General features: G+C 70.0%; 14 protein-coding genes. 6 read left to right on the plus strand and 8 right to left on the minus strand.

The annotated features are described in order from the left end of the window. The 4 genes from JMV16_RS21770 to JMV16_RS21785 all read right to left on the minus strand — a co-directional run bounded on the left by JMV16_RS21770 (nt 1) and on the right by JMV16_RS21785 (nt 4,416). Nucleotides 1–786 carry an ABC transporter ATP-binding protein gene (locus JMV16_RS21770; protein ID WP_201496419.1) on the minus strand — a complete coding sequence of 262 codons (786 nt, stop codon included), beginning with the start codon at nt 784–786 and terminating at the stop codon, nt 1–3. Next, nucleotides 783–2,072: a branched-chain amino acid ABC transporter permease gene (locus tag JMV16_RS21775; protein WP_236580651.1), complete on the minus strand. Its 1,290-nt coding sequence runs from the start codon at nt 2,070–2,072 to the stop codon at nt 783–785. The genes JMV16_RS21770 and JMV16_RS21775 overlap by 4 nt, the downstream gene beginning before the upstream one ends. Continuing rightward, nucleotides 2,072–3,097 (minus strand): branched-chain amino acid ABC transporter permease, encoded by a 1,026-nt coding sequence (locus tag JMV16_RS21780; protein ID WP_201496421.1) that lies wholly within the window; start codon nt 3,095–3,097, stop codon nt 2,072–2,074. The genes JMV16_RS21775 and JMV16_RS21780 overlap by 1 nt, the downstream gene beginning before the upstream one ends. Before the next feature lie 74 nt (nt 3,098–3,171). After that, a complete protein-coding gene (locus JMV16_RS21785) occupies nt 3,172–4,416 on the minus strand; it encodes a branched-chain amino acid ABC transporter substrate-binding protein (protein WP_201496422.1) in 1,245 nt (414 codons plus the stop codon). Nucleotides 4,417–4,606: 190 nt separating this feature from the next. Here JMV16_RS21785 and JMV16_RS21790 point away from each other — a divergent pair, with 190 nt between their 5' ends. From JMV16_RS21790 to JMV16_RS21805, 4 genes are all read left to right on the plus strand, one after another. Continuing rightward, nucleotides 4,607–6,136 carry a protein adenylyltransferase SelO gene (locus JMV16_RS21790; RefSeq protein ID WP_201496423.1) on the plus strand — a complete coding sequence of 510 codons (1,530 nt, stop codon included), beginning with the start codon at nt 4,607–4,609 and terminating at the stop codon, nt 6,134–6,136. 20 nt (nt 6,137–6,156) lie between these two features. Then, entirely contained in the window at nt 6,157–6,582 is a 426-nt protein-coding gene (msrB, locus tag JMV16_RS21795; RefSeq protein WP_201496424.1) for a peptide-methionine (R)-S-oxide reductase MsrB, read from the plus strand. Beyond that, on the plus strand, nt 6,579–6,839 hold the full coding sequence (locus JMV16_RS21800) for a BolA family protein (RefSeq protein WP_201496425.1): 261 nt from the start codon (nt 6,579–6,581) through the stop codon (nt 6,837–6,839). The genes msrB and JMV16_RS21800 overlap by 4 nt, the downstream gene beginning before the upstream one ends. Before the next feature lie 100 nt (nt 6,840–6,939). Beyond that, nucleotides 6,940–7,752, plus strand: a complete 813-nt coding sequence (locus JMV16_RS21805; RefSeq protein ID WP_201496426.1) for a peptidylprolyl isomerase — start codon at nt 6,940–6,942, stop codon at nt 7,750–7,752. A 73-nt stretch (nt 7,753–7,825) separates the two neighbouring features. Here the strand turns inward: JMV16_RS21805 and JMV16_RS21810 are convergent, their stop codons facing one another. Then, a complete protein-coding gene (locus JMV16_RS21810) occupies nt 7,826–8,815 on the minus strand; it encodes a quinone oxidoreductase family protein (RefSeq protein ID WP_201496427.1) in 990 nt (329 codons plus the stop codon). 93 nt (nt 8,816–8,908) lie between these two features. Here JMV16_RS21810 and JMV16_RS21815 point away from each other — a divergent pair, with 93 nt between their 5' ends. Continuing rightward, nucleotides 8,909–9,220, plus strand: coding sequence for a putative signal transducing protein (locus JMV16_RS21815; protein ID WP_201496428.1), 312 nt, complete (start codon nt 8,909–8,911; stop codon nt 9,218–9,220). Next, nucleotides 9,217–10,152, plus strand: coding sequence for a DMT family transporter (locus JMV16_RS21820; RefSeq protein WP_236580652.1), 936 nt, complete (start codon nt 9,217–9,219; stop codon nt 10,150–10,152). Before JMV16_RS21815 ends, JMV16_RS21820 begins: the two co-directional genes overlap by 4 nt. A gap of 46 nt (nt 10,153–10,198) precedes the next feature. Here JMV16_RS21820 and JMV16_RS21825 read toward each other — a convergent pair whose 3' ends face one another. The 3 genes from JMV16_RS21825 to JMV16_RS21835 all read right to left on the minus strand — a co-directional run bounded on the left by JMV16_RS21825 (nt 10,199) and on the right by JMV16_RS21835 (nt 15,127). Continuing rightward, nucleotides 10,199–11,992, minus strand: coding sequence for a pyrroloquinoline quinone-dependent dehydrogenase (locus JMV16_RS21825; RefSeq protein ID WP_201496429.1), 1,794 nt, complete (start codon nt 11,990–11,992; stop codon nt 10,199–10,201). Beyond that, nucleotides 11,992–14,091 (minus strand): TonB-dependent receptor family protein, encoded by a 2,100-nt coding sequence (locus JMV16_RS21830; RefSeq protein WP_201496430.1) that lies wholly within the window; start codon nt 14,089–14,091, stop codon nt 11,992–11,994. The genes JMV16_RS21825 and JMV16_RS21830 overlap by 1 nt, the downstream gene beginning before the upstream one ends. 247 nt (nt 14,092–14,338) lie before the next feature. Beyond that, nucleotides 14,339–15,127: an SDR family oxidoreductase gene (locus JMV16_RS21835; protein ID WP_201496431.1), complete on the minus strand. Its 789-nt coding sequence runs from the start codon at nt 15,125–15,127 to the stop codon at nt 14,339–14,341. Nucleotide 15,128 lies beyond the last annotated feature (1 nt).

Consider the following 15,128-nt stretch of genomic DNA (forward strand, 5'->3'; position numbering starts at 1 on the left):
TCAGCGGCCCTCCGGCGCAGCGTGCGCCGCATCGACCAGCACCGAGCCGAGATAGGCCTCCTGCACGCGGGCATCGGCACGCACCCTTTCCGGCACGTCGAAGGCGATGACCTCGCCATAGACCAGCACGGCAATGCGATCGGCCAAGCCGAAGACCACGCCCATGTCGTGCTCCACGGTCAACAGCGTGCGGCCGACGGTGACCTCGCGGATCAGTGCGACGAAACGCGCCGTCTCGCTGCGGCTCATGCCGGCGGTGGGCTCGTCGAGCAGGATCACCCCAGCGCCACCGGCGATGGTGATGCCGATCTCGAGCGCGCGCTGCTCTGCATAGCTCAGGTTCATCGCCAGCACGTCGCGCCGGCCCTGCAACGCCAGTCTGTCCATCAACTGCTCGGCGCGCTCGTTGGCGTCGTGCGCACCGGCCAGCAAGCGCCAGAAGGCGTACTTGTAGCCCAGGCTCCACAACACGGCGCAGCGCAGGTTCTCGAACACCGAGAGGCGGTTGAAGAGGTTGCTGACCTGGAAGCTGCGCGCCAGCCCGAGGCGGTTGATCTGGTGGGGCGCCAGGCCGTCGATGCGCTGGCCGTGCAGCAGGATCTCGCCCTCGCTGGCGCCGAAACGGCCACTGATGAGGTTGAACAGCGTGCTCTTGCCGGCGCCATTGGGGCCGATCACCGCGACGCGCTCGCCCGGCCGCACCGCGAGGTCGACGCCGCGGATGATCTCGGTGCGGCCGAAGCGCTTGCGCAGGCCGCGCAACTCCAGCGCACAGGCATCGCTCACCTCGCCACCGCCTTGCCTGCAACCAGATCAGTCTCGATGGCCGCCTGGGTCTCGCCCCACTGGGCGACGAAGCGCCGCCGCGACAACTCGAACAGCGCCAGGCCCACCACCAGCACCAGGCCGGCGCCGAACCACGCGTCCAGGCCCTGGGCGTCGATCTGGGCACCGAGGAACTTCATGCGCGGCCCCACGGCCTGGTTGAGGCGCAGGTGATAGACCATCTCGATCATCGCGCCCGAGGCCAGCAGCACCGTGAGGCCGGTGCCGGCCAGGGCCAGGTAACCGGCCAGCAGCGGGCCCAGGCGGCCGAAGCCGGCCAGGCGCAGATTCATCATCACCAGGCTGGCGATGCCGCCCGGCGCCACCATCACCATCAGCGTGAAGACCAGGCCCAGGTAGAGCAGCCAGGCCTGGGTCAGCTCCGACAGCAGCACCAGGGCCAGCACCATCAGCACGGCGCCGATGATGGGGCCGAAGAAGAAGCCGGCGCCGCCCAGGAAAGTGAAGAGCAGGTAGGCGCCCGAGCGGGCCGCGCCCACGACCTCGGCGGTGACGATCTCGAAGTTGAGCGCCGCCAGCCCGCCCGCGATGCCCATGAAGAAGCCCGAGGCGATGAAGGACAGGTAGCGCACGATGCGGGTGTCGTAGCCGATGAAGGCCACGCGCTCGGGGTTGTCGCGCACCGCATTGAGCATGCGGCCCAGCGGCGTGCGCGTCCAGGCGTACATCGCCGCCGTACACGCCAGCGTGTAGGCGGCGATCAGGTAGTAAAGCTGGATCTGGGGCCCGAAGCTGATGCCCAGCACCGCCTGGCCGACGACCCGGTTGCCGTTGATGCCGCCCTCGCCACCAAAGAAGCCGGGAAACATCAGCGCCATGGCCGCCACCAACTCGCCCATGCCCAGCGTGATCATCGCGAAGGGCGTGCCCGCCTTGCGCGTGGTGACCCAGCCCAGCAGCAGCGCGAAGGCGGCGCCGCAGAAGCCGGCCACCAGCGGGATCAGGCTCACCGGCAGCGGCAGTTGCCCGGCCGAGACGAGGTTGAGCGCATGGATGGCGCAGAAGGAGCCCAGGCCCGAATACACGGCATGGCCGAAGCTCAGCATGCCGCCCTGCCCCAGCAGCATGTTGAAGGCCAGGCAGGCGATGATGGCGATGCCCATCTGCGACAACAGGGTCAGCGAGAGGCTGGTCTTCCACAGCAGCGGCGCGGCCAGCATGGCCAGGGCATAGCCGCCCCAGACCAGCCAGCGGCGGCCACCCAGGAGCCCGGACTGAGTCGCCATCATCCTTCGCGGGTGCCGAACAGGCCCTTGGGCCTGAAGACCAGCACCAGCACCAGCAGCAAGTAGGGCAGGATGGCCGCCACCTGGCTCATCTTGACGCTCCAGACGGCATAGCCGAAGGTGGCGGGCCCGACCTTCAGGCCCAGCAGCGCATAAAGGTCAGCCAGCGAGCGGTCGCTGCCGACGGCGAAGCTGTCGATCAGCCCCAGGCCCACGCTGGCGACGAAGGCCCCGGCCAGCGAACCCATGCCGCCGATCACGATGACGGCGAAGACCACGGCGCCGACGGCCTGCGCCATCGAGGGCTCGGTGACGCGCAGCGCGCCGCCAATGACACCGGCCAGTGCCGCCAGCGCCGAGCCGCCGCCGAAGACCCACATGAAGACGCGCGGCACGTTGTGGCCCAGGGCCTCGACTGCCTCGGGGTGGGTCAGCGAAGCCTGGATCACGAGGCCGGTGCGCGTGCGCGTGAGCAGCAGCCACACCGCCACCAGCATCGCCACCGCCACCGCCATGCCGAAGGCGCGGAAGGCCGGGAACTGCGTACACACCGCCTGCGCCGCGGCGCGGCAGATCGCGGGTGGCTCGCCCCACGCGGCACCCAGGCCGGCGGCGGACTCGACGATGGTGAACAGCGGGCCCTGCAGCGAGGCCGGCGGGCGAAAGTCCAGCGCCTGCCGGCCCCACAGCAGCTGCACCACCTCGAGCACCAGGTAGCTGAGGCCGAAGGTGATCAGCAGTTCGGGCACATGGCCATGGCGGTGCATGCGGCGCAGCGCGTGGCGTTCGAAGGCCGCGCCCAGTGCGCCCACCAGGGGCGGCGCCAGCGCCAGGCCCCACCAGAAGCCCAGCCCCTGGGTGATGGAAAACGCGACGTAGGCGCCCAGCATGTAGAAGCTGGCATGGGCGAAGTTGAGCACACCCATCATGCTGAAGATGAGCGTCAGCCCCGAGGCCAGCATGAACAGCAGCAGGCCGACCGAGAGGCCGTTGAGCAGCGAGATGAGCAGGTAGGAAGCGTCCATCGCGGGGCTTGCCCTCGTCAGGCCTCAAAGCCCTCGATGATGCCGGGCCAGGAAGGCGCGCGCCGGCACGCGGATCAGGGACGCTTCATCTGGCAGGACGTGGGCGTGCTCGCCACATAGGCCGGGATGGCCTTCACTTCCTGGAAATTCCAGCCCGTGTTCTCGACGCTGTAGGGCACTTTGGCATCGGCCTTGCGCCATTCACTGATGACCAGGGCCTGCTGCAACTGGTGATCGGTCTTGCGCACCTCCACGTCGCCCTGGAAGCCCTTGAAGCGCAGGCCCTCCATCGCCGCCGCCACCTTCACCGGGTCGGTGCTCTTGGCCGCGGCCATCGCGGTGGACAGCATCATCAGCCCGTTGTAGGTGGCGCCGGTGTACCAATCGTCGTTGAACTGCTTCTTGTACTTCTCCTGCAGCGATTTCACCGGCTCCGGCAGGCCGTTGTGGAAGTAGGACACCACGCGCACCTTGCCGCCGACGCCGGCCGCCAGCGCCGTGGGCGTGCCGCTGACGCCGGCGTAGTAGGTGTAGAAATCGGCGTTGAGCCCGGCGTCCTTGGCCGCCTTGATGAGCAGGGTGAGATCCTGGCCCCAGTTGCCGGTGACCACCGAATCGGCGCCTGCGGCCTTGATCTTGGCCACATAGGGCGCGAAATCCTTGACCTGGCCGATGGGATGCAGGTCGTCGCCAACCACCTGCACATCGGGCCGCTTGCGCGCGATGGTCTCCTTGAAGTAGCGCGCCACCTGCTGGCCGTGGGCGTAGTTCTGGCCGATGACGTACACCTTCTTGACCGAGGGCTGGTCTTTCATGAAGCTGGTCAGCGCCTCCATCTTCATCGAGGTGTCGGCGTCGACGCGGAAGTGCCAGTACGAGCACTTGCTGTTGGTGAGGTCGGGGTCGACCGCGGCATAGTTGATGTAGACCACCTCCTTGCCCGGGTTGCGCTCGTTGTGTTTGTTGACGGCGTCGAGGATGGCCGCCGCCGCGCCCGAGCCATTGCCCTGCACCACGTACTGGATGCCCTGGTCGATGGCGGCCTTCAGGACGTTCAGGCTTTCCTGCGGCGAGCCCTTGTTGTCGAAGGAGACGAACTCGAACTTCACGCCCGCAGCGTTCTTCTTGTTGAACTCCTCGGCGATGAACTGCCAGCCCTTGAGCTGGTTCTGGCCCACATTGGCAAAGGGGCCCGACAGCGGGTCGATGAAGGCGATCTTGACGGTTTTGCCGGCCTGGGCCCAGGCCAGGCCCGGCACGAGGAGGCCCGAGGCCAGGGCAGCGGCGAGCGCGGCGCCGTGGCGAATGCCGGTCTTCATGGGGGTTCTCCTCGAAGCATGCAGGGCTCTTGATCAACCGCCGGGAAGTTAGCGGATGTGGATGGGCCTGGCGCTCAGGGACTACCCCCAGCGTCCTGTCACGCAGGCGACGCAGGCCGCCTAGGCGCGGCGGGGCCCCGTCCATGACCCTGTCCCAGCGCTGGCCGGCCCCGGCACCCACAATGGCGCGATGAACGCTCCCGAGCCCCTGGCTGCGCTCGCGGCTCTTGCCGCCGCCACACCGGCCGCACCCGACTTCCGCGACGACGGCCTGATGGCCGGGCTGGGCCTGCCGCACGCGGTGCCGGTGGCACCGCAGCCGCTGCCACAGCCGCACTGGGTGGCGCGCAGCGAGGCGCTGGCGGCCGAGCTGGGCTGGGCGGACTGGCTGGCCAGCGACGAAGCCTTGGCCCTGCTCAGCGGCAACGCCCAGCCCGTCGGCGGCACGCGGGCCACGGTCTATTCGGGCCACCAGTTCGGCGTCTGGGCCGGCCAGCTGGGCGATGGCCGCGCCCTGCTGCTGGGCGAGGCCCAGACGCATTCCGGGCCGGCCGTCCGCGTCGAGCTGCAGCTCAAGGGCAGCGGCCGCACGCCCTATTCGCGCATGGGCGACGGCCGCGCCGTGCTGCGCTCGTCGATCCGCGAATTCCTCTGCTCCGAGGCCATGGCGGCCCTGGGCATACCGACCACGCGCGCCCTGGCCCTGGTGGGCTCGCCACTGCCGGTGCGGCGCGAGCGGATGGAGACCGCCGCCGTCGTCACCCGCGTTGCGCCCAGCTTCCTGCGCTTCGGTCATTTCGAGCACTTCACCCACACGGCAGCCGACCCGTCGGCGCTGCAGCGCCTGGTGGACGCCACCACGCGCCGCTTCTACCCCGAGGCGGCCGCCGCGCCCTGCCCCGCCGCGGCGCTGCTGGAAGCCGTGAGCCGCCGCACCGCCACGTTGCTGGCGCAATGGCAGGCGGTGGGCTTCTGCCACGGCGTGATGAACACCGACAACATGTCCATCCTGGGCCTGACCATCGACTACGGCCCCTTCGGCTTCCTCGATGCCTACGACCCCGGGCACGTCTGCAACCACTCCGACCACCAGGGCCGTTACGCCTTTGCGCGCCAGCCCAATGTCGCCTTCTGGAACCTGCACGCCCTGGCCCAGGCCCTGCTGCCGCTGATGCCCGACCAGGAGCAGGCCCTGGCTGCGCTCGAGGCCTACCGCGTGGTCTTTCCCCAGGCATTGGCCGGGGCCTTGCGCGCCAAGCTGGGGCTGCGCGAGGCGCACCAGCATGGCAGCGCAGACGGCGCGCTGGCCGACGGCTGGCTGCGGCTGCTGGCACAGGACCGCGTCGATCACGGCATCGCCTGGCGCCGGCTGGCGGGCTTTGCCAGCACTGAGGGCGCCGACAACGCGCCGCTGCGCGACCTCTTCCTCGACCGCGCCGCCTTCGACGTCTGGGCCGCTGGCTATGCCGCCCGCCTGCGCGCCGAGGCCAGCATCGATGCCGATCGGGCCTTGCGCATGAACCGCGTCAACCCCAAGTTCCTGTTGCGCAACCACCTCGCCGAGACCGCCATCGCTCGCGCCGAGGAAGGCGATTTCGGCGAGGTGCAGCGGCTGCTGAAAGTTCTGCAGCGGCCGTACGACGAACAAGCCGAGCACGAGGCCTATGCCGGCTTCCCGCCCGACTGGGCGCAGCAGCTCGAGATTTCCTGTTCATCCTGAGCCCCATCGCAGCCATCACCATGCCCCACTCCCACGACGACCCCCGCTATCCGGTGCGCAAGAGCGACGAGCAATGGCGCGCCGAACTCGACCCCCAGCAATACCGCGTCGCCCGCAAGGCCGACACCGAGCGCGCCTTCACCGGCAGGTACTGGGACCACTTCGACAACGGCAGCTACCACTGCGTGGGCTGCGGCACGCCGCTGTTCGCGAGCCGCGCCAAGTTCGACGCCGGCTGCGGTTGGCCGAGCTGGTGGGAGGCCATTGACGGCGACGTGGTCGAGCGCGTGCGCGACGCCAGCCACGGCATGGTGCGCGTGGAAGTGCGCTGCAAGCGCTGCGGCAGCCACCTGGGCCATGTCTTCAACGACGGCCCGGCACCCACCGGCGAGCGCTTCTGCATCAATTCCGCCTCCATCGGCTTCGCGCCGGGCGAAGCCCCATGACGGCCGCCGCCATCACCGCACGCCTGCAGCAGGCGCTGTCACCCTCCGCGCTGAAAGTGCAGGACGACAGCCATCTGCATGCCGGCCACCAAGGCGCCCGCGAGGGCGGGCACTACACCGTACACATCACCGCCGAATGCTTCACGGGCCTGGCGCGGCTGGCGCGGCACCGCCTTGTGTATGATTCCCTGGGTCCGCTGACCGCCCTGGGTGTGCATGCACTGGCCATCAACGCCAGATCCCCGAGCGAGTCCTGAGCGCAGCCGCGATCCAGTTTTCCGGCGCGCGCGCCCAGTCGGACACCCGCCCTGGCCCCCGTCGGCCACCCGCATCCTGTCCCCTGAAAGCCCCTCGCCCATGAAGCACCCCGTCCCTGCCGCACGCGCGGCTGTCGCATCCGCCCTGCTCGCCCTGATGCTGCCGCTGGCCGCCTCGGCGCAGAACATCGCCACGGTCAACGGCAAGCCGGTGCCCAAGGCGCGCGTCGAGCAACTGCTGCAGCAGGCCGCCCGCGCCGGCCAGCAGGTCACGCCCGAGATGCAGGGCCAGGCCCGCGACCAGGTCGTGCTGCGCGAGATCTTCGTGCAAGAGGCCAACAAGCGCGGCATCGCCGCCACGCCCGATTTCGCGGCCCAGATGGAACTGGCCCGCCAGAGCATCCTTATCCGCGAACTGTTCGAGGACTACCGCAAGAAGAACCCGATCTCCGACGCCGATGCCAAGGTCGAGTACGACAAGTTCAAGGCCCAGTCCAGTGGCACCGAGTACCGCGCCCGCCACATCCTGGTCGAGAAGGAAGAAGAGGCCAAGGCCCTGATCGCCCAGATCAAGGGCGGCGCCAGCTTCGAAGACCTGGCCAAGAAGAACTCCAAGGATCCCGGCTCCGGCGCCAACGGCGGTGACCTCGATTTCGCCAAGGCCGAGTCGTATGTGCCCGAATTTTCCGGCGCGCTGACCAAGCTCAAGAAGGGCGAGATGACCGAGGCCGCGGTGAAGAGCCAGTTCGGCTGGCACATCATCCGCCTCGATGACACGCGCGAGGCCCAGTTCCCGGGCTTCGACGACGTCAAGGGCCAGATCAAGCAGCGCCTCGAACAGGCCAAGATGCAGCAGTATCAGGAAGACCTGCGCACCAAGGCCAAGACCGACTACAAGTTCGGCGCCAAGTAAGCCGAGCTCCAAGACGAAAGGGCCCCGAGGGGCCCTTTTTCATGGCTCCGGCGCGCCGGCCCGGCGCCGTGCATCAGGCCCCCGGCAGCAGCACCGTGCAGCCGGTGGTCTTGCGCGCTTCCAGGTCGCGGTGAGCCTGGGCCACCTCGGCCAGCGGGTAGCGCTGGGCGATGCGGATCTTGACCGCGCCGCTGCTCACCACCTCGAACAACTCGTCGGCCATCTGCTGCGTCACCTCGCGCGTGGCGATGTGGCTGAACAGGGTCTGGCGCGTCAGGTAGAGCGAGCCCTTGGCCCCCAGCGCACCCGGCGCGAAGGGCGGCACCGGGCCTGAGGCATTGCCGAAGCTGGCCATCAGGCCGAAGGGGCGCAGGCAGTCCAGGCTGCGCTCGAAGGTGTCCTTGCCGACCGAGTCGTAGACCACCTTGACGCCCTTGCCGCCGGTGATCTCCTTGACGCGGGCGACGAAGTCCTCGCTCGAATAGTCGATGGCATGTGCGGCGCCGTGTTCGAGGGCCAGCTTGCACTTGGCGGCACCGCCGGCCGTGGCTATGAGCTGCAGGCCCAGCGCCCGCGCCCACTGGCAGGCGATGAGGCCGACACCGCCGGCCGCGGCATGGAAGAGCACAGCGTCGCCAGGCTCCAGGCCTTCGACCGGCCGCACGCGCTTGAGCAGGTATTGCGCCGTCAGGCCCTTGAGCATCATCGCCGCGCCGGTCTCGAAGTCGATGGCGTCGGGCAGGCGCACCACGTTCTTGGCCGGCATCACGCGCGCCTCGCTGTAGCTGCCGGGCGGGTTGCTGGCATAGGCGGCGCGGTCGCCCACCTCGAGGTGGGTGACGCCCTCGCCCACCGCCTCGACGATGCCGGCGCCTTCCATGCCCAGGCTCAGCGGCAGCGGGTTCTGGTACAGGCCAGTGCGCTGGTAGACGTCGATGAAGTTCAGGCCGCAGGCGAGGTGGCGGATGCGGATCTGGCCGGGGCCGGGGTCACCCACCGGCAGCTCGACAAGCTGCATCTGCTCGGGGCCACCGTAGGCGGTGATCTGGATGGTGCGGGGCATGGGCGGGTCTCCTGTGGTGATCGGCGGCAAGCGTAAGCGATGAGCGCCCCGGCCGCTGCGCGCAGGGCATGGCAAGATAGCCCGAGCCCCACCATGAAGCGCCTGCTGCAAGCCCCCAACCTCGCCATCGCCACGCTGTGGGCCGACATGCTCAGCGGCGCCGGCATCGCGGCCAGCGTGCAGCGCGCCTATGCCAGCGGCATCGCCGGCCAGATCCCACCCGACCAGGCCCTGCCCGAGATCTGGCTCGAAGACGATGACCAGCAGGCTCGCGCCGAGGCCCTGATGCAGGAGCTGCGCAACCTGCCGCAGCGGCACTGGCATTGCGGCGCCTGCGGCGAGAGCGTCGAAGGCCCCTTTGAACAATGCTGGAACTGCGGCGCCCTGCTGGTGGCTAACCCGTGAGGCTGACGCCGCGCCTGGCCCTGCTGATGACGCTGGCGCCCCTGCTGTGGGCCGGCAATGCCGTGGTCGGCCGGCTGCTGGCCGGTGGCGCCCAGGCCGGCCAGCCCGGCGCCGCCCTGGTGCCGCCGCTGACGCTGAACCTGCTGCGCTGGCTGCTCACGGCCCTGATCCTGCTGCCGCTGGCCTGGCGCGCGTTGCTGCCGCTGTCGCGCCTGATGCAGCGCTGGCCCTATCTGCTGGCCCTGGGCCTGCTGGGCGTGGGCGCCTTCAACTCGCTGCAATACCTGGCGCTGCGCAGCTCGTCGCCGCTCAACGTGACCTTGGTCTCGGCCAGCATGCCGGTGTGGATGCTGGCCGTGGGCTCGCTCTTCTACGGCGAGCACCCGCGGCCGGCGCAGCTGCTGGGCGCCGTCTGCGGCCTGCTGGGCGTGGCCGTGGTGCTCAGCCGCGGCGCGCCCCACAACCTGCTGGCCGTGCATTTCGTGGCCGGTGACCTGTATGTGCTGGCCGCCATCATCGGCTGGGCCTTCTACAGCTGGCTGCTGGCGCGACCGCCGGCGCACATGCGCGGCGCGCAGCGGCCCGATTGGGACTGGGCCGGCCTGCTGCTGGTGCAGACCCTTTTCGGCCTGCTGGGCGCCGGCCTCTTTACGGCCGGCGAGCAGGCCCTGGGCGCGGCGCCCATCCAATGGAGCGCGGGCCTGGTCGCGGCCCTGGTGTACGTCTCCCTGGGCGCGTCGGTGATCGCCTACCGCTGTTGGGGCCTGGGCGTGGCCGAAGGCGGCCCGGCCCTGGCCGCCTTCTTCAACAACCTGACGCCGCTGTTCGCGGCCCTGCTCTCGGCCCTGCTGCTGGGTGAGATGCCGCAGGGGTATCACGCGGCGGCGTTCGGGCTCATCGTGGGCGGGATTGTGGTGAGCATGCGGCGCTAGCGCGGGTGCGCGCCCTTCCGCCCGCCGCGGCAGCGGAGCGCGACCTTCAGCGCCGTTTCGGCAGCGCGAACACCACCAGGGCGCCGCCCTGGCGGAAGCCGAAGTTGGCATTGCCACCCGCCGCGACGGCCAGGTACTGCACACCGTCCACCTCGTAGCTCACCGGCGGTGCGTTGACACCAGCGCCGCACTGGAACTGCCACAGCCGGGCCCCGGTGGCGGCGTCGAAGGCACTCAGGTAGCCATTGCCCTCGCCACTGAACACCAGGCCACCGGCGGTGGCCAGCACGCCGCCAACCAGAGGGGTATCGGTCTTCACCTGCCAGCGGATGCGGCCAGCATCGCGTGTGGAGATGGCCGACAGCGTGCCCCAATTGGGCTCGGCTATGGTCTCCAGCGACGAGTAGCGCAGCGCCGGCTTCTCGGCCGTGGCCGGCAGCTCCTTGACCGCGTAGCGCATCGGCACATGCGAGGCAGCCACGTAGGCCAGCCCGGAGCCCGGATCGAAAGATACCGGCGACCAGTTCGCGCCGCCAATCGCCCCCGGCGCGATGCGCACGCCCTCGGCCGTGGGCGGCGAGAACAGGTTGTGCTGCGGCACGTAGGGATCGGACTTGAACAGCAGTTCGCCGCTGGCACGGTCGTGTACGTAGAACCAGCCGGTCTTCGAGGCCTGGCCCACCGCCGCGACGGGGCCCTTGGGCGTGGGCAGCTCGAACAGCACCGGCGGGCTGGCCACGTCGTAGCCCCAGACGTCGTGGGGCACCTGCTGGTAGTGCCACTTCACGCGGCCGCTGCGGGCATCCAGCGCCACCAGCGACACGGTGTACAGGTTGTCGCCCGGGCGCGAGCTGTCGTCCATCTGCGGCGACGGGTTGCCGGTGCCGACGAACAGCGTGCCGGTGCCCGCGTCGAAGGCCGGCGTGGTCCAGGCCGAGCCCCCGCCGTGCTGCGCGGCCCGGGGAAACTTGGGCAACTCGCGCTTCTCACGCGCGATGTCGCGGCCCAGCGGCAGGCCATCGGGCGTGGTGCTGCGGAATGGGCCTTCCCAGCCGGTGGCGGCCACGGTATCGAACTGCCAGACGCGCTGTCCGGTGGCGGCATCGAACGCCGCGTAGAAGCCCGGACGGCCGTAGCTGCCGGCGATGCCGATCACCGCGCCCAGCGGCGCGTTCGGCCGGCTCGACTCCAGGTGCAGGCCGTAACCCACGCCGGTGATGCCGACGATCACCTTGCCGTCAAAGACCAGCGGCGCCATGTTGACGCCAATGCCGGTGGTGCCGGTGGTGGCCAGCTGCTTGAACGGGTCGTCGGCCAGTTGCTCGCGCCGCTCGGTGGGGCCGGCATCGTCGGCCAGCGCGATGTCCCACACCGGCCGCCCGGTCTTGGCGTCCAGCGCGATCAGGCGGGCATCCACCGTGCCGATGTACACCTTGCCGTAGCCCACCGCCACGCCGCGGTTGGCCGGGCCGCAGCACATCTTGGGCGAGCGGCGCTTGTGCTCGTAGCGCCACAGCTCCACGCCGGTGGCGGCATCGATGGCGGCCACATGATTGAAGGGCATGGCCAGGTACATCACCCCATCGGCGACGATGGGCGTGGCCTGGAAGCTGGCCGCCACGCCCGCCTGGTAGATCCAGCGCGGCGCCAGGCCGGCCACCGTCTCGCGGTTGATCTGGGCCAGCGGCGAGAAGCGCTGGTTGGAATAGTCGCGCCCATAGCTCAGCCAGTTGCCACGCTCTCCGGCGGCCGCCCGCAGCCGCGCGTCGTCCACCGGCGCCGCGGCCACCGCCACCGCGGCACCCAGCAGCGAGGCCAGGGTGATGAAGGCCTTCTTCATCACAGCTCGATCGACGCCGAGATGCCGGCGATGGCGCTGCGGCCCGGCGCCGGAGCGAAGTAGCGGCCGTTGGCGTCGTTGACCAGCACGCCGCCGACATAGCGGCGGTCGGTGACGTTCTCCACGCGCACGAACTCGCTCAGTTCCACGCGGCCGAACTGCTGCCGGAAGCCGGCACGCCAGTTCACCACCGTGTAGCCGGCGGCCGCATCGGCATTCACGTCATTGACGTAGACCTTGCTGCTGGTGCGCGCCTCGATGGCAGTGCTGAAGCCGCTGGCGCGGTGGCGCCATGCCAGCTCGGCGAACAGCGTTTCGCGCGGCGTGCCGGGCAGCCGGTTGCCGCTCTGGATGGTGGTGCCGGCGCTGCTGAGGTAGCTGTCGGTGAAGCGGGCGTCGAGCAGGCTGTAGGCCAGCGTGGCCTGAAGCTCCGGCAAGGGCCGGGCCTCGATGGACAGCTCGAGGCCGGTGCGCCGGGTGCGGCCGGCGTTGGCATACACCGTGCGGCCCAGGGCGGCCGAGTCCACCACGATCTCGCGTTCGGTGCGCACCTCGAACAGCGCCAGGTTGATGCGCGCATCGCGGCCCACCAGGGCCTTCACGCCGGCCTCGAAGTTGCGGCTGGTCGAGGGCCGCAGGCCGAAGTTGAGGCCGCTGGCGCCGCCGGCCTGGTAGGCCAGCTCGATGAAGCTCGGCGTCTCGAAGCCCTTGCCGGCGTTGGCGTACAGGTTCAGCACCGGCGTCAGGTGGTAGACCACGCCGAGCACCGGGCTGGTGTTGCTGTAGGCGACGCCGCCGCTGTCGTCCGGGTTGCCGACGCCGGTGGTGCGGATGTAGCGGTCGTCGTTGCGGAAGGTCACGCGGCTGTGGCGCAGGCCGCCGCTCAGGATCCAGTCGGGGCCCAGCTTCCACTCGGCCTGCAGGTACTGGTCGAGGTTGCGCACGATGTTGTCCTCGTCGCGCCGCAGCACGCCGGGCGTGCCGCCGTTGCTCTCGTAGCCGGTGCGCACGTCCTTCATGGCTTCGCTGTCCAGGCCCACGGTCAGCGTCAGCGCGCCCAGCGGTGTATCGGCCTGGTGCGTCCAGCGCAGGTCGATGCCGTGGAAGTCGCGGTCGATGTTGCTGATGCCGCCCGAGCCCTTGATCACCGGGGCCGCGTTCAGCGGAATCGACAGCCGGCCCAGCGTCTGGCGCACGCCGGTCCACACCACGCCGCGCAGCGTGTCGCCGGCGCCCAGGCGGTGCTCGATGCTCAGCCCGCCCTGGGTCTGCGCCTTGTTACCGCCGGTGCTCTGGGTGAGGGAGTTGGCGGGCGTCTGGCGCGGATCGGCCTCCATCTGCAGGCGCGTCAGGCCCTGCGGGTCCTGGTTGACGGGTTGGTCCAGCGAACTCAGCACCAGCGTGGCCTTTGTGCGCTCGCCGAGCTTCCAGTTCAGCTTGGCGTTGGCGTGGTCACGCCGCACGGCGCTGTGCTCGCGGTAGCCCTCGCTCTCGAAGCGCGACAGGTCCACGATGTAGCCCAGGCCGCCCTGGCTGCCCTCGGCCGTGACGTCGGCGCGCCAGGTGCCGTAGTCACCGCCGTAGGCGCTGGCGGTGATGCGCGGGTCGCCCTCGCCGTCGCGCGTGAAGATCTGGATCACGCCGCCGGAGGAGTTGCCGAACAGCGCCGAGAACGGGCCGCGCAGCACCTCCATGCGCGAGGCTGAACTCAGGCTGAAGGTGCCCATCTGGCCCTGGCCGTCGGGCATGGACTGCGGGATGCCGTCGGCATACAGCCGGATGCCGCGCACGCCGAAGCTCGAGCGGGCTCCGAAGCCGCGCGAGGACACCTGCTGGTCGGACGAGAAGCGCGACTGGTTGGGCGCCACGATGCCCGGCACGCGCGCCAGGCTCTCGGAGGCGTTCACCATCATCTGGCCGTTCTGCATGGCGTCGGCATCGACGATGTCGATCGACACCGGCAGGTCGAAGCTCCGCTGCTCGATGCGCGTCGCGGTGATCACCACCGCCGCAGCCGGGCCGGAGGCCGCGGCGGCATCGGCTGCCTGGGCGGACGCCAACGGCGCCGCAGCCAGCAGCGTCAGTACGATGGCGCCCACCGCATCAGCGCGAGGGGCCTGCTTCGCCACCCGCGACTTTCCACTTCTCCCCACGGGCACGCTGCGCGCCGGCCTACCTTCGAATGAAGCCACGTCGATTCCCTGTCGGTCGGTTGCCAAAGCGGCGGAGTTTCGACCGAAGCGTGGTGCGGCGTCCCGGCTGAAGCCATGATCTTCAGCTCATGATTTTCATGAATCTGCGGCCCGGGAGCCGGGGACCCGGCAGGCCGCAGCGCAACTCTCGGCGCTAAAAGGTGCCGGGGTAGCCGCCGCCGTCCATCAGCAGGTTCTGCCCGGTGACGAAGCCGGCATGGGCGCTGCACAGGAAGGCGCAGTAGGCACCGAACTCCTCGGCGTTGCCGAAGCGCCGGGCGGGCAGTTGCTGCTTGCGCGCCTCGGCCACGGACTCGACGGTCTGGCCGCTCTTGGCCGCGGCGCCGGCCAGTGTGACCTTGAGCCGGTCGGTGTCGAACGGGCCCGGCAGCAGGTTGTTGAGGGTCACGTTGCGCGACGCCAGGCGCGACTGGCGCGCCAGGCCGGCAACGAAGCCGGTGAGGCCGGAGCGCGCGCCGTTGCTCAGCCCCAGCACGTCGATGGGCGCCTTCACCGCGCCCGAGGTGATGTTGACGATGCGGCCATAACCGCGCTCGGCCATCGCGTCCACCGTCGCCTTGATCAGTTCGATCGGGGTCAGCATGTTGGCGTCGAGCGCCTTGATCCAGGCCTCGCGGTCCCAGTCGCGGAAGTCGCCCGGCGGGGGGCCGCCGGCGTTGTTGACCAGGATGTCCACCTGCGGGCAGGCGGCCAGAGCGGCGGCGCGACCCGCGGGCGTGGTGATGTCGCCGGCCACTGCCAGCACCTGCACCGCGGGATTGAGCGCGCGCAATTCGGCCGCGGCGGCCTGCAGCGCCGCCTCGCCGCGCGCCGTGATGACGACGTTGACGCCCTCGCCCACCAGCGCCGCGGCGCAGGCTTTGCCCAGCCCCTTGCTGGCGGCACACACCAGCGCCCACTTGCCTGCAATTCCCATGTCCATG

The sequence above is a fragment of the Rubrivivax sp. A210 genome, assembly GCF_904426505.1.
GTDB lineage: Bacteria > Pseudomonadota > Gammaproteobacteria > Burkholderiales > Burkholderiaceae_C > Rubrivivax.